The organism is Chryseobacterium sp. CS3K3.1, assembly GCF_059515165.1.
Genome location: NZ_JCAKRV010000001.1, coordinates 134,911 through 149,450 on the forward strand (window position 1 = coordinate 134,911; position 14,540 = coordinate 149,450).

General features: G+C 38.4%; 11 protein-coding genes. All 11 read left to right on the forward strand.

What is annotated here, in order from left to right; genetic code table 11:
* Positions 1-109: 109 nt before the first annotated feature.
* Complete coding sequence (locus tag AC5YGI_RS00590) at positions 110-505, forward strand: hypothetical protein (protein WP_330745002.1); 396 nt, start codon at positions 110-112, stop codon at positions 503-505.
* A gap of 180 nt (positions 506-685) precedes the next feature.
* Positions 686-976 carry a hypothetical protein gene (locus AC5YGI_RS00595; RefSeq protein WP_330745001.1) on the forward strand — a complete coding sequence of 97 codons (291 nt, stop codon included), beginning with the start codon at positions 686-688 and terminating at the stop codon, positions 974-976.
* A 134-nt stretch (positions 977-1,110) separates the two neighbouring features.
* Positions 1,111-2,610 carry a GH3 auxin-responsive promoter family protein gene (locus AC5YGI_RS00600; protein WP_330745000.1) on the forward strand — a complete coding sequence of 500 codons (1,500 nt, stop codon included), beginning with the start codon at positions 1,111-1,113 and terminating at the stop codon, positions 2,608-2,610.
* A 69-nt stretch (positions 2,611-2,679) separates the two neighbouring features.
* Positions 2,680-3,042 carry a hypothetical protein gene (locus tag AC5YGI_RS00605; RefSeq protein WP_110008421.1) on the forward strand — a complete coding sequence of 121 codons (363 nt, stop codon included), beginning with the start codon at positions 2,680-2,682 and terminating at the stop codon, positions 3,040-3,042.
* Positions 3,043-3,134: 92 nt separating this feature from the next.
* Positions 3,135-4,370 (forward strand): MFS transporter, encoded by a 1,236-nt coding sequence (locus tag AC5YGI_RS00610; protein WP_202844191.1) that lies wholly within the window; start codon positions 3,135-3,137, stop codon positions 4,368-4,370.
* Positions 4,371-4,673: 303 nt separating this feature from the next.
* On the forward strand, positions 4,674-5,279 hold the full coding sequence (locus tag AC5YGI_RS00615; RefSeq protein WP_496167291.1) for a tetratricopeptide repeat protein: 606 nt from the start codon (positions 4,674-4,676) through the stop codon (positions 5,277-5,279).
* Between the two features lie 165 nt (positions 5,280-5,444).
* Positions 5,445-7,517, forward strand: a complete 2,073-nt coding sequence (locus AC5YGI_RS00620) for an FIDD domain-containing protein (protein ID WP_330744998.1) — start codon at positions 5,445-5,447, stop codon at positions 7,515-7,517.
* Positions 7,518-7,620: 103 nt separating this feature from the next.
* Positions 7,621-9,768, forward strand: a complete 2,148-nt coding sequence (locus AC5YGI_RS00625) for an FIDD domain-containing protein (protein ID WP_446106977.1) — start codon at positions 7,621-7,623, stop codon at positions 9,766-9,768.
* 155 nt (positions 9,769-9,923) lie between these two features.
* Positions 9,924-11,510, forward strand: coding sequence for a replicative DNA helicase (gene dnaB, locus AC5YGI_RS00630; RefSeq protein WP_330744996.1), 1,587 nt, complete (start codon positions 9,924-9,926; stop codon positions 11,508-11,510).
* Positions 11,511-11,571: 61 nt separating this feature from the next.
* Positions 11,572-12,048 carry a ribonuclease HI gene (rnhA, locus tag AC5YGI_RS00635; RefSeq protein ID WP_330744995.1) on the forward strand — a complete coding sequence of 159 codons (477 nt, stop codon included), beginning with the start codon at positions 11,572-11,574 and terminating at the stop codon, positions 12,046-12,048.
* A gap of 165 nt (positions 12,049-12,213) precedes the next feature.
* Positions 12,214-14,472, forward strand: a complete 2,259-nt coding sequence (locus AC5YGI_RS00640; RefSeq protein ID WP_446106979.1) for an FIDD domain-containing protein — start codon at positions 12,214-12,216, stop codon at positions 14,470-14,472.
* Positions 14,473-14,540: the final 68 nt, after the last annotated feature.

The following is a 14,540-nucleotide window of genomic DNA, read 5'->3' on the forward strand; positions in this document are numbered from 1 at the left end:
TCTTAATTTTTTACAATTTTATTTAATAACCTGTTAAAAAAATCAACTATTTTCTCCGTGGCATAGAGTTTGGCTTTTAAGATATAACCAAACATTTAAGAATAATATTATGAAAAAAGCAATTAAAATCTTAGGAGTTATGATGCTGTTGGTATTTACAGCATTATCTTTTTCGTCGTGCAGTAAAGATGATGATCCGGTAAACAATGAATTTTTCGCAGGAACTTATAAAGGAAAAGTTTCTTATAATGACGGAGGATCCACCAATATCAGCACAGATGACGGAAGTGTATTTGTAACAAAGATTGCCAGCGGTACCAAATATAATTTTGCTTTCTCCAACAGCATTCCGGATCTTAACGGAATAGAGTTTAATCAGGAAGGAGATCATACCCTTGTTATGATTGGATCTACAGCAACTTCTTACATAAGAATTGATAACAATGTTTTAAAAATCCTATACGCAAAGGATGGTAAAACGTGGACAGCCAACTGTACGCGCTAGCCATGTCTATTTATATATTATGCAAGCCTGTTTCCATTTCCGGAGACAGGCTTTTTCATTGTAAATGAAGTGTTTTAATTTTTTTTTAAGCTGTAATAAACTTTAGTTAAGTTTGAGAATCCCCGTTTTTTTGCCTGCTTTTTGTATATCTTTATTCAACAAAAACAAACAATAATTCTTATGAAAAAATTCTTATCTGCAATGTCTTTAATCCTGGGATTAGGACTTGCTACTGCTCAGCAGACTGCTCCCGCTAAAAGTGCTCCAGCACACCCGCCTGTAAAAGCAACTACAGCTGCAAAACCAGCTGAAGTGAAAGCTGCCCAACCGGCAATGGATGCAAAAGCAGTTAAGCCTGCACAACCGGCTGCCAAAATGAAAAAGGACGGTACTCCGGATAAGAGATATAAAGAAAACAAACACCTGAAAAAAGACGGCACTCCTGATAAAAGGTACAAAGCAAACAAATAAGCATAACATTAACATATAGTTGTTATTTTCATAATCAAATTTCGAAAAGCCGGTGGAACCTGTTCCATCGGTTTTTTTATGTGAACCTTCACAAAAATCATTTCAGATTCTCTACTTATTTATAAATTTGACCCATGTTAAACTTCTTCAAGAAAAATGCAGCGCTGATCTGGGCAAAAAAACACGTCCAAAAAGCAGAGGATTTCAAAAAAAATGCTGAGAAAAACCAGGAAGATTTACTCCTTTCTCTGGTGAATACTGCTCAAAAAACACTTTTCGGGCGGGAACATGATTTTGAAAATATTCATTCTGTAAAAGAATTTCAGGACAGAGTTCCTGTAGCTGATTATGAAGATCTGAAACCTTATATTGAAAGGGTAAAAAAAGGACAGGCTAATATTCTATGGACAGAAACTCCGGAGTATTTTGCCAAAACTTCAGGAACCACTTCCGGTTCTAAGTACATTCCGATCTCCAAAGAAGGAATGCCGTTTCAGATTGCCGGAGCTCAAAGCGCCTTATTTCATTATATCAGCAGAAAAAACAATGCTGATTTCGTGAATGGGAAAATGATTTTTCTTCAGGGCAGCCCGGAACTGGAAGAAGTATTCGGAATAAAAACGGGAAGGCTATCAGGTATTGTAGCGCATCATATTCCTAATTATCTTCAGAAAAACCGTCTGCCAAGCTGGGAAACCAATATTATGGAAGACTGGGAAACCAAAGTAGATAAAATTATTGAAGAAACGGAACATGAAAATATGACTCTGATTTCTGGAATTCCGCCATGGCTGATCATGTATTTTGAGAAACTGACAGAGAAACACGGTAAAAAAATCAAACAGCTTTTCCCTAATCTTCAGCTTATTGTAACCGGAGGTGTTAATTACGAACCTTACCGTGATAAAATGGAGGAGCTATTGGGAGGTAAAGTAGATATTGTTCAGACCTTTCCAGCTTCTGAAGGTTTTTTTGCTTTCCAGGATGATTATACTCAAGAAGGATTACTGTTATTAACCAATCACGGGATTTTCTATGAATTCATTCCTTTGGAAGAATATGGTAAGCCCGGAGCAAGGCGATTAACTTTAAAAGAAGTTGAGCTTCATAAAGATTACGCATTAATTCTTACGACCAATTCCGGTTTGTGGGCCTATTCTATAGGAGATGTTGTAAGATTTATCAGCAAAGATCCCTACAGGGTTTTGGTAAGCGGAAGAACAAAACATTTTACTTCTGCATTTGGAGAGCACGTGATTGCTTTTGAAGTAGAGGAAGCAATGAAAGCTGCCCTTGAAAAATATCCGGCACAGATCACAGAATTCCATCTGGCTCCGCAGGTAAATCCGGATGAAGGACTTCCCTGTCACGAATGGCTGATTGAATTTGAAAAAGAACCTGAAAACCTGGAAGCATTCAGGGATGACCTTGATCTGCAGCTTCGTAAAAGAAATACTTACTATGATGATTTGATTTCAGGGAATATTTTACAGAAATTGCAGATTACGAGACTTAAAAAAGGTGCATTTCATGAATATGCCAAATCCCAGGGAAAATTAGGGGGCCAGAATAAGACACCAAGATTGGCTAATGACAGAAAGATTGCAGATTTATTGGGAATTTACAAATTTTAATCATATTTTTTCAATTCCAAAAACGTATATTCAAAAAAAATTATAAATTTGAAAAACTAAAAGAAAATAATGAAAGCATCTGTACTGTTGAAATCATCTTTACTAACATCTTTATTTGTTATTACATCTTGTGCTACTACAAAATACAGCGAAGATATTTCAAAAAACAACTACTCTAATCTTGAAGCCGGAAAAATATATAAAGTAACGATGAGAGATGGCTCACCAAAGCAGACCATCTTATTCAGAAACGTTGTTGGTGAAAATCTGGTGGGTACAGCCGGTAAAAAAGACAGTACAGAAGTAATTATTCCTAAAGCCAATGTGGCTGCTGTAAAAGACAGAAGAAAGGCAAGAATTGCTGCAGGAGCTACCATCATTGGCGCAGCTGGTGTTGCCGCTATCGTACTAAGTTCTACAAGAGCAGACTAAAATAGATATTATCTTTTGAGACTTATTTAATATATCTTTCAAAAACTGACATATAAATGGCCCTAAATAAATTTTTAGGGCTATTTTTGTTCATGATTTCCTTTACCCCGTTACAAACATTACAAAATGTTGAGTTCAGAAATCTTCTCACCGGGAGATTTTTTATTGTTTTAGCTTTCAGAATGCTTGCCACTTTATTAGGATGGTGGGTATATCAATTAACAAAAGATCCTTTTTCCATAGGCCTTATCGGACTTTCTGAGGTAATTCCTGCGGTAAGCTGTGCGCTGTATGCCGGACATGTTATTGACATGAATGAAAAGAAGAGGCTGCTTCTTATTTGTAATTATGCTTATATTTTTCTGATCGGGCTTCTGCTGATTCCCGCATTCTTTAATGTGGAAATGCACTTTACAGGTCATCAGATTACCTATTATATTTATGGCGTTATTTTTTTCACAGGGATAGCAAGAGCCTTTATCGGTCCTATTGTTCCTTCCATGATTCCTAAAATCGTAAAGAAAGAAAACCTTCCGAATGCAGTAACCTTAAACCAGGCAACGTTCCTGATATCTTCAGTTTGCGGCCACGCTATTGGCGGTGTTCTTATTGGGTTTATCGGGGTAAAATGGACCCTGGTTGCTATTTTAACATTAATATTTGTTGCGTCGTTATTCTTCTGGCAGCTACACAAACAGCATTCTGAATATAAAAAGGAAACAGTAAATGTAGTGGAAAGTATGCGTGAAGGGATTTCGTATATTTTTAAAACCAAAGAGATTCTGGGAGCGCTGTGCCTTGATATGTTTGCCGTACTTTTCGGCGGTGCGGTAGCTATGATCCCTGTATTTGCGACTGATATTTTACAGTCGGGAGCTGAAGGTTTCGGCTTACTGAACGCTGCTTCAGATATTGGCTCCATGTGTATTATTACTATTTTGTCTATTGTTCCTCTTCGGAAAAATCAAGGGAAAATACTTCTTGCGGTTGTTACCGGATTCGGGTTATGCATCATCGGATTCGGGTTATCAAAACTATACTGGCTGTCTTTTATGTTTCTGGTGATGAGCGGAATGCTGGATGGGATTTCTGTTGTTATCCGCGGTACCATTGTTCAGTTAAAAACGCCTGATCATATCAGAGGACGCGTTCTGAGTGTGAACTCCATTTTCATCATGTCCAGTAATGAAATGGGACAGTTCGAAAGCGGGCTTATGGCCAAATTACTGGGAGTAGTGCGCTCTGTTGTATTTGGCGGCTGTATGACTGTTTTAGTTGCACTGCTTGTAGGAAGCACCAATCCTAAATTGAGAAAGATGCAATATTAACTTATTGTTTACCAGCCTATTTAAAATCGGATATTTGAAAAATCAAAATCCGAAATACTTAAAATCAGAATAGAACGTTTTCTATTCTGATTTTTGTTTTATACTTGTTTTTTTAAAATTTATTGAAGAATTCGATCTCAAATATTTATTAAAACCGCTCATATATTTACGATCTATGCATTATTGAATCCCAATAATAAAATACCACATTTAAAACCAATACATTACTTTCATTAAATATATCCTAAAATCTTTAATTTAACGTTAATAATTTTTTATATTTGCTTCATAAAATATCCCCCTATGACTAAACTTTTACTAATTTTGAGCTTTCTCGTGACAGGTTCTCTGATGAATGCTCAATTTTTTTCAGATCAAACCTTACAACAAGCTGTTTTACAATTCGATAACGCTAAAACAGAAAACGATTACGATATGCTATTTTCCAGGTTTTCAGAAGCTAAAACTTCAGATAAATGGCAGGCTAATTATTATGCAGCAGCAGCATTATATCTTAAAACGAATTTCCTTTTAAATAACAGTCCGAACAGCCCTCTTGGAGAGCCTAATGAGACTGCAAGAAAACTGGCCATGCAATCCCTTGCTTCTGAAAAGAACAATGGAGAAGTAAACCTTCTTCTTGCGCTTATTCATTTTCAGAAAATCAGAATAAAAACAGCGGCAGATCCTCAAAAGGAATTAAAGACTGTGACAAGTTTCATGAATAAGGCAGAAACAACTTTAAAGAACAATCCAAGACTTTCCTTTCTGAAAGCTGAAATTGCTGAAAAGCAGGGAAACAAGGCTGAAGCTATAAAGTTTTATCAAAAAGCAGCCAAAGAATTTGAAACATCAGGCACTGCATCCAGTTCACCCAACTGGGGAAAACAACTGATCGGAACAAACTAACAATAAGTAAAATGCATGATCTCCTGAGCTAATTGGGACGATCAGTTTTTTTATTATGAAAGATCTGGAAATTCATTATAGTGAAACACTCTTTTATATCAGATAAAAAACAGCAATTTTTAGTAATTAAACAGTTTTAATATTTGTTTTTAAAAATTAATTCTCATGAAAAAAACATTACTTGTTTTCTTAATCATATTTTCACATATTTTATTTGCCCAGTCAGATTGTGGTACTGCAATGGCGGTCTGCGGTAACTCTGACATTTCATATACACCAGGCGGTCACGGAGACATTGCCGAAGATCTGGGCGGATGTTTAACTTCTGACGAAAAGTACTCGGTATGGTATTCTTTTACTATAGCTACAGGCGGAACCCTTACCTTTGAAATCATCCCTAACGACCAGAGTGACGATTATGACTTTGGTGTTTACGGGCCTGACAAATCCTGCTCAAACCTTGGTACCCCGATACGTTGTTCCTATTCCGGACTAAGTGGGAATACAGGTCTTAATATGACCTCTACAGATCTTAGTGAAACCGCTACAGGAGACAAATGGGTAAAATACATGGATGTATTGCCTGGCCAGACTTACTATATCATTGTGAATAACCACAGAGAAACAGCTAACGGATTCAAATTATCATGGGGCGGAACGGCTACTTTATCTTCTCCGTTCACCGATCCGAATATACAGCCTCACCCATTTGTACCTCCGGGAATCCCAGGGGCTAACCCTAATGACCCAAGAGAAGTCATCATATGTTCTAATCCGGCGACTTTTGATTTTGCATCGTTATCAGCAGGAATTCTTAACGGCAATCCAAATTTCAGCATCAGCTATCATACAAGTCAAAATGATGCCTTAACCGGCAACAACCCTCTTGTGGGTCCTCAAACGGTAACTCCTGTTGGTGTTTATTTCTACAGTATCAATTATACTGACCCGACAAATCCTGACAGCCCTATTAATAAATGCAGACAGACCGGTAAATTTAAATTCAAAGATGGTACCATCAAGGCAACAGACGTAACGTTAACAAGCTGTAACAATAATAATGCAGGTACGGCAACTTATGACCTTACGACTGCAGATGTTTTCCCTGACCCCACCGCAACCAAGAAATATTATTATACTTTATACGATCTGAATAACTCAATTAATGAGATTACCAACATCTATCAGTTTGTTTCCGCAGAGGGTAAAATATATGTAAAGGTAACTTCGGTATTCGGATGTAGTGATATTGCTGAAATTACGCTTAAGTTCTATCCGCAAATCATTGCGAAAGATGCAGAATTAAGATCATGTTTTATTGAAGCGAATCCTTCCACAGCCTTATTCAACCTTGATAATGCTGCTGTTATTACGCCCCAGGCAGGTATCACTAAAAAATACTTCCCTTCACTGACCGATGCAATTGACGGAACCAACGAGATTTTAAATGCTAATTATATTGCACCAAGTGGTTTAGTATACGTAAGAGTGTCTGACACCAGAGGTTGTTATGTAGTGGTAAAGATTGGTTTAACTGTAATTGCCCCGGTAACATCCAGTGTATTGAAAGACAAAATCATCTGTATGGAAGATACTACCACTTTGGATGCGGGACCTGGATTCAAAAGCTATGAATGGAGTACTGGCGCTACAACACAGTCCATCAAAGATGTAGGCGTAGGAGTTTACTGGGTAAAATTAAAAACAGGGGAATGTGTTGCCACTCAAAAAGTAACGGTATATCCTTCTGAGCAGCCGGTTGTTACCAATGTTGACATTTCCAACACTACATTAACGATCAATGTTATTGGAGGAACTCCGGATTACCAGTACTCTATGGATAAAATTTTATGGCAGGCTTCCAATACATTCTCTAATGTAGCAAGAGGAACTTACAAAGTGTATGTAAAGGATGCTTATGACTGCGAGCCTATTGAAGTTACGGTACTTGTTCCTAATCTTATCAATATGATTACTCCAAACGGAGATGGTATCAATGATGTTGTAGATTATTCTGCGATGGCAGACAAACAGAATCTTATTTTGAGTATCTTTGACAGATATGGAACAAAAATCCACCAGGGAGACAAATCCAATGGTTACAAATGGGATGGCCGAATTGGCGGCAAAAACATACCAACAGGCACCTACTGGTATTCTGTAACATGGAACGAGAATGACAAGAAGAATACTCCTTTCAAGTTTTCTGGTTGGATTGTTGTAAAAAACAGAGAATAAAACACCTCAGAATACAAAAAGCCGCTTTGGCGGCTTTTTCTTTTACAAATAATGATAAACATTTATTGATTTCAAGTTTGTTTAACAAAAAAAAGTTTTAACAATGAAAAAAATATTACTCCTTTTTATTTTATTGATAACGCAAATGGCCTTTTCACAGTCAGATTGTGTCACAGCAATTCCCATCTGTGGTAATTCTGACATTTCATACACCCCTTCAGGCCCGGGGAATATAATAGAAATTCTTAACCAGAACGGTGGATGCCTCAGTACCAATGAAAGATATACAGTTTGGTACACTTTCACAGTATCCACACCAGGAACACTGGCATTTACAATAAAACCTAACGATCAGGATGATGATTATGATTTTGCAGTTTACGGACCAACAGCTAACGGCTGTGCTTCGTTACAGAATGCGGATCACGTTTTCATACAGCCCATAAGATGTAACTATAGCGGTACTTCAGGAGATACAGGTCTCGATCTGACTCTTGCTCCACCAGCGGTATTTCCTACCAATCCTCCAGGTGTTACATCAAGCATGAACAATGGTAAATGGAGTCCTTATATGGATGTGTTAGTTGGCCAGACTTATTATCTGGTTATTGACAACTTCAGTAGATCTGTTAATGGTTTTTCTTTAGAATGGACAGGGACTGCAAGCTTAAGTTCAGCATTTAATGATCCGGTTCTTTCTCCTAATCCATTTATTGCGCCGGGTATTCCGGGAGCTACTCCTACCGATCCTAATCAGGTGATGGTTTGTGCGTTACCTACCCAGTTTGATTTTACAACGTTATCTGCAGCGATTATTAATGGTAACAGCACGAACTTCAAGGTTACTTATCACAAAACAACCAACGACGCCCTTACAGGACAGAATCCTCTTACAGTAACTACCGTAGACGGAACCACAATATATTATTACAGAATCGTATACCAGGATCCCACCAATCCGACCAATCCTATCAACGGATGTTTCATAACCGGAAAATTCAAGTTTGTGAATGTGGGTATCTCTGCCAATTCGGCTACTTTATACTCCTGTAACAACAACGGAGCGGGTACTGCAAAATATGACTTAACAACAGCCAATGTATTTGGAGGAACCGGAGCAACGATCAAGTATTATGAAACGGCGGCAGATATGAATGCAGATATTAATGAAATTACAGATCCTGCCAACTATGTTTCTGCTGAGTCTACCATCTATGTAAAGGTAGTTTCTTCCTTCGGATGTATTGCCACCACAACCATCAGATTATTATTCTACCCAACGGTTGTGCTTAAAGATGCTGTACTCCAAAACTGTTACATCGATAATGATGTGACGCGTTCGACATTTGATCTTTCCAAAGCAGATATTGGTGTACCTGTTCCAACCCCTACCGGAACTATTATTAAGTATTACACAACAGTAGCTGATGCGAAAGCACAGACAAATCCTATTATAGCAGCATTAAACTATCTTTCAGAAAGCAAAACAGTATATGCAAGAGTGGATAATGACAAACAGTGTTATTCAATTGCTAAAATAGACCTGGTAGTATTACCTCCTGTAAAATCAGCGGTATTAAAAGATAAAACAATTTGTGCTGAAGCCAAAACTACCCTGGATGCAGGTCCTGGATTTGTAAGCTACGAATGGAGCACTGGTGAAACTACACAATCTATCAGCAATGTAGGTGTTGGTGCTTATTGGGTAAAGCTTCAGACCGGAAAATGCTTCACTCTTCAGGAAGTACGTGTACATGCCAGCCTTCAGCCAGTGGTATCAGGAATCGAAATTACCAACAACAATATTACTGTAACAGCTACAGGAGGAGTTCCTCCTTACCAATATTCCGTAGACGGTATTAACTGGCAGGAATCCAACACATTCACAGGACTTCCAAGAGGAGAAAATACGGTATACGTAAAAGATACTTATAACTGTACACCTATCCAGGTAACAATAACGGTTCCTAATCTTATTAACGCCATTACTCCGAACGGAGACAATGTAAATGATGTTATCGACTATTCAGCATTAGCTTACAAGAAAAACCTTATCTTCATTGTATATGACAGATATGGAAACAAGCTTCATGAAGCGAAGAAATTCAATAACTTTACATGGGACGGAACTGCCTTTGGTAAGAAAATTCCAACAGGAACGTACTGGTATACGATCTCCTGGAATGAAAACAATAAAAACAATACCGAAACTAAATATTCAGGATGGGTATTGGTAAAAAATAAAGAATAAGTTCTACTTCATCTTTTTTGAAAAATCACCTCAGACCGGGGTGATTTTTTTTATCAACAAGACCAACCTCCTGTTTACAGCATTTTACGAAAGACTGCTAATAATTTGTTGAATACTATTTTTTGATTATTTTTTAAATAAACTATCTTTGCACCATGGCGCAGAAAGAAACATTATCATCCCTGACACACGGAAACTTTGCAAAAGAATTGTCTATTGCGGATGGAAAAATGCCTCCCAATGCAGTGGACTTTGAAAGACTGGTTATCGGAACTTTTTTGATTGACAAAAAAGGTCTTGACCATTCCATCGACCTTCTTACCCCGGAGGTATTTTATGATCCCAGACATCAGGTCATCTTTTCTACTATTCTCAAATTGTATGAAGGCAACCACCCGGTAGACTTAATGACCATCATTCAGGATTTAAAAAAAGAAGACAAGCTGAGCCAGGCAGGTGGTGATCATTACATTATTGACCTCACCATGGGAGTAAGCTCGTCCGCCCATATCGAATATCACGTACGTGTTATTCTTGAAAAGTATATTTTAAGAAGCCTTATCAATGTTTCTGCTAACGTAATTGATTCTTCCTATAAAGAATCTACAGATGTTTTTGAGCTTCTGGACAAGGCAGAACAGTCTTTCTTCGAGATTACCAACGGAACTATCAAGAAAGGATTCGATACTGCCAACTCATTGGTAAAACAAGCTATTGACACGATTAAATCATTAAAAGATAAGCAGGGACTTTCCGGAGTTCCTTCAGGATTCAGAGATGTGGATAAGGAAACCGGAGGATGGCAGAATTCTGACCTCATCATTATTGCCGCCCGTCCGGCGATGGGTAAAACAGCCTTTCTTCTTTCCATGGCAAGAAATATTGCAGTAGGCCACAAAATTCCTATGGCTCTGTTCTCTCTCGAGATGGCCTCAGTACAGCTTATCACCAGGATGATTGCTTCTGAAACAAGGATTTCCTCAGAGAAACTAAGAAAGGGAACCCTGGATGATGAAGAATGGCAGAGACTGTTTTCCAATGTATCTGAACTGGAAAACGCTCCTTTGTATATTGATGAAACACCTTCCCTTTCCATATTCGACTTCCGTGCAAAATGCCGAAGATTAGTGATGCAGCATGGAGTGAGACTTATCATGGTCGACTACCTTCAGCTGATGACAGCCGGTGGTGGTGGAAAAGGAGTTGGAAACCGTGAACAGGAGATCTCCATGATTTCACGTTCATTAAAAGCGATTGCAAAAGAACTTAACGTACCGGTAATTGCTCTTTCCCAGCTTTCAAGAAGTGTGGAAGCCCGTCCCGGAAAAAGACCTCAGCTTTCAGATCTGAGGGAATCCGGAGCAATTGAGCAGGATGCGGATATCGTATCTTTCATCTTCAGACCGGAGTATTATAAAATTACCGTTTGGGATAATGATGAAGAAGGACAGGAAACTTCTACTGAAAACCAGGCCGAACTTATCATTGCAAAACATAGAAATGGTGCTACAGCAGATGTCAGATTATCTTTCTTAAAACATTTTGCCAAATTCGGTGATATTGAAGCAGCATTTGATGGTGGTGCCGGAGGAGGATATCCTTCCAACTTTGGAGAACCAAGCGGCTTTGACAAGATTAAAACAACGATTCAGCCAGGAGCAGCATTTGATCTTCCGGACAGCTCAAAACTTTCCGGTTCTTCAATGAATGATTTTGATGACGATGATGATTTCCCGTTTTAAGAAAGACTCAAGTTTAGATCAGTTTAATTGTAGCCAATACATCCATTTTTAAAAAAAAGATTTGAGAATCGAAATTTATACCGACGGGGCTTGCAGCGGAAATCCGGGAAAAGGCGGATATGGAATTCTCATGCGTGTTCCTGAAAAAAACTACCAGAAAACATTTTCCAAAGGTTTTCGGAAAACGACCAACAACAGAATGGAACTTCTGGCGGTCATTACAGCATTGGAAAAACTGAAATCTACAGAAAACGATATCCACGTTTACACAGACAGCAAATATGTATCTGATGCGATCAACCAGAACTGGATTGCCGGATGGATCAAAAGAGGCTGGAAAAACGTAAAAAATCCAGATCTATGGAAAAAATTTGTAGAGCTGTATAACAAACACTCCCCAAAAATGCATTGGGTAAAAGGTCATGCCGGGCACTTTGAAAACGAGCTTTGCGACAAATTGGCCGTTGCTGCAGCGGGCTCTCCCGATCTTGAAATCGATACTTATTTTGAAGGGCTGGACAACAATTCATTATTTTAATTTAATTAATGTAAATACTTAATAGATACTATAATATTCACCATTATCTCATAATTAGCAGTATTTTTTTAAAATATTATTAAAATTTAAGCGAAATTAACATTAAATACACATTATTTAACTGGGATTTAATATCTTTACATATTAATCTAAGTCCCATTATAAATGAATAAAAATCTATTATTGTATTTATCTGTTTTTTTACTCTGTATAGCCGGGAAGTCCTTTGCCCAGACTTATCAGCTTATAGGAAACCCGGTAACAACTACCGGTTGGACCATGGTTTCTCCCACCCAGGTAAACACAGATTTTATTCAGCTTACACCGGATACCAACAACCAGTCCGGTTCTATCAGGCTGAATGACCCCATCAATTTAAAATATTGCGACAAATGGAGAGTGGAATTTGACTTCAGAATGGACTCCAATCAAACCTCCAACGGTGATGGAATTGCCTTCTGGTATCTTGCCAACCCTCCTGTTGCCAGCGTATTAGGATCCGGGCTTGGGGTATCTCAAAATGCAGTGGGTCTGGTGGTAGGACTTGACACTTATAACAACACCACAACTGCTACCATGAGCAAAGTTCACGTGGCTTACGGACAGGTTCAAAATACAACAGACACCAATAACGTTGAGTTCTTTAATGTTCCCGGAAGTTCTTTCCATTCACCGGATCTGAATACTACACAACCGTTTCAGGGAACCACTTTTAAACATGTGGAAGTGACAGCACAGGTAGATCCCGCAGCTCCTACCAGCTGGATCATAAAGATAACAATAGACGGTAACGTAATTTGTAATCAGTCTTTTGCGCCTTCAGGCACTGCTGCTGCAATGACAGTAGGATATTTTGGTTTTTCCGCATCTACAGGAGGAGCAAGATCAAGACATTCCATTAAAAATGTAAAAATTTATACGGATAAAGTTCCTATTTTACAAGATTCAGCAACACAGTCATTCTGCCCCAACCCTACAACCGGATACGGATCTGTAAACCTGACTACTTTCAACTCACAATTTGTCAGCAACCCTTCCAATTATACATTTACCTATTATCCGTTTGGAAGTTCTACACCTATTGCTAATCCGACCAATTATCAGTTCAACGCTAACTCAACAGTAACAGTTGTTATTAAAGATAATGCAGGGCTGCTTTGTGATAACCCCGACGGTAAAATTTTGCTGGTTCTTGCTCCTTTCAAAGCGGAAGACAAAACGATTACGGTATGTAACAATAACAAAGCAGGAACAGCCACTTTCAACCTGAATACAGCAAATGTCACAGGTGTTCCCGGTGCTGTTAAAAAATACTACAAAACGTTAGCAGATCTTAATGCAGATACGAATGAAATTCAAAATCCCGGCAACTACTTCTCTGCTCCCGGAGAAGTATATGTAAAAGTAACAACCCCTCAGGGATGTACAGGTACAGCAAAAATCACGCTGGCCTTTTATCCGGACACTCCTGTGCAGGAAGCTACCCTAAGATCATGTTTTATTGAAAATAACATTACCAGTGCTATTTTTAATCTCACTACCGCAGATGTTACTAGTTTAGGTGCTGGTGCTGCCAAAAAATATTACACCTCTATAGCGAATGCTCTGGACGGAGTCAATGAAATCATGAATCCTCTTCAGTATTTATCTACAACTACTGCCGTGTATGCTAAAGTAACGGATGCCAACGGCTGTTTTAATATTGCTAAAATCAATCTTATTGTATTACCTCCTGTAACGTCTTCTGTCCTGAAAGACAAAACCATCTGTATCGGAGAAAAAACAGATCTGGATGCCGGACCTGGATTTGACGGCTATGAATGGAGCACAGGAGCAACAACTTCATCGATTAAAGATGTAGGAGTAGGCCCTTATTGGGTAAAATTGAAGACCGGTAACTGCATCACTACGCAGACTGTCAATGTAAAAGCATCTGCAAATCCTGTGATTTCCAGCATCGATATTGACAACAACACCATAACAGTAAATGCAGCAGGCGGGACTCCTCCATATCAGTTTTCTCTGGATGGAGTGAACTGGCAGCCTGGCAATATATTCACAGGTTTAGCAAGAGGCGAAGTAAGAGTGTATGTAAAAGATTTTTATAACTGTACCCCTGTTGAAGTTCAGATTACCGTTCCTAACCTGATTAACGCCATCACTCCAAACGGCGACAATGTAAATGATGTTATTGACTATTCAGCGCTGGCTTACAAAAAGAATCTTGTATTCATCGTTTACGACCGATATGGCAATAAATTGTATGAAGCCGGAAAAATGAGAAATTTCACCTGGGACGGCACAGCTTCCGGTAAAAAGGTTCTTACAGGAACTTACTGGTACACCATTTCATGGAACGAAAACAATAAAGACAATACTGAAACAAAATACTCAGGCTGGGTATTGGTTAAAAACAGGGAATAAAATTACTATCAGAAACTACCTCATTTGGGGTAGTTTCGGTGTTAAAAAACAGAATTTGCCCAAACAGA

Coding starts and splice junctions, on each gene's coding strand:
- AC5YGI_RS00590 (WP_330745002.1), top strand. CDS start 110: ATGAAAAAAGCAATTAAAATCTTAGGAGTTATGATGCTGTTGGTATTT.
- AC5YGI_RS00595 (WP_330745001.1), top strand. CDS start 686: ATGAAAAAATTCTTATCTGCAATGTCTTTAATCCTGGGATTAGGACTT.
- AC5YGI_RS00600 (WP_330745000.1), top strand. CDS start 1,111: ATGTTAAACTTCTTCAAGAAAAATGCAGCGCTGATCTGGGCAAAAAAA.
- AC5YGI_RS00605 (WP_110008421.1), top strand. CDS start 2,680: ATGAAAGCATCTGTACTGTTGAAATCATCTTTACTAACATCTTTATTT.
- AC5YGI_RS00610 (WP_202844191.1), top strand. CDS start 3,135: ATGATTTCCTTTACCCCGTTACAAACATTACAAAATGTTGAGTTCAGA.
- AC5YGI_RS00615 (WP_496167291.1), top strand. CDS start 4,674: ATGACTAAACTTTTACTAATTTTGAGCTTTCTCGTGACAGGTTCTCTG.
- AC5YGI_RS00620 (WP_330744998.1), top strand. CDS start 5,445: ATGAAAAAAACATTACTTGTTTTCTTAATCATATTTTCACATATTTTA.
- AC5YGI_RS00625 (WP_446106977.1), top strand. CDS start 7,621: ATGAAAAAAATATTACTCCTTTTTATTTTATTGATAACGCAAATGGCC.
- dnaB (WP_330744996.1), top strand. CDS start 9,924: ATGGCGCAGAAAGAAACATTATCATCCCTGACACACGGAAACTTTGCA.
- AC5YGI_RS00640 (WP_446106979.1), top strand. CDS start 12,214: ATGAATAAAAATCTATTATTGTATTTATCTGTTTTTTTACTCTGTATA.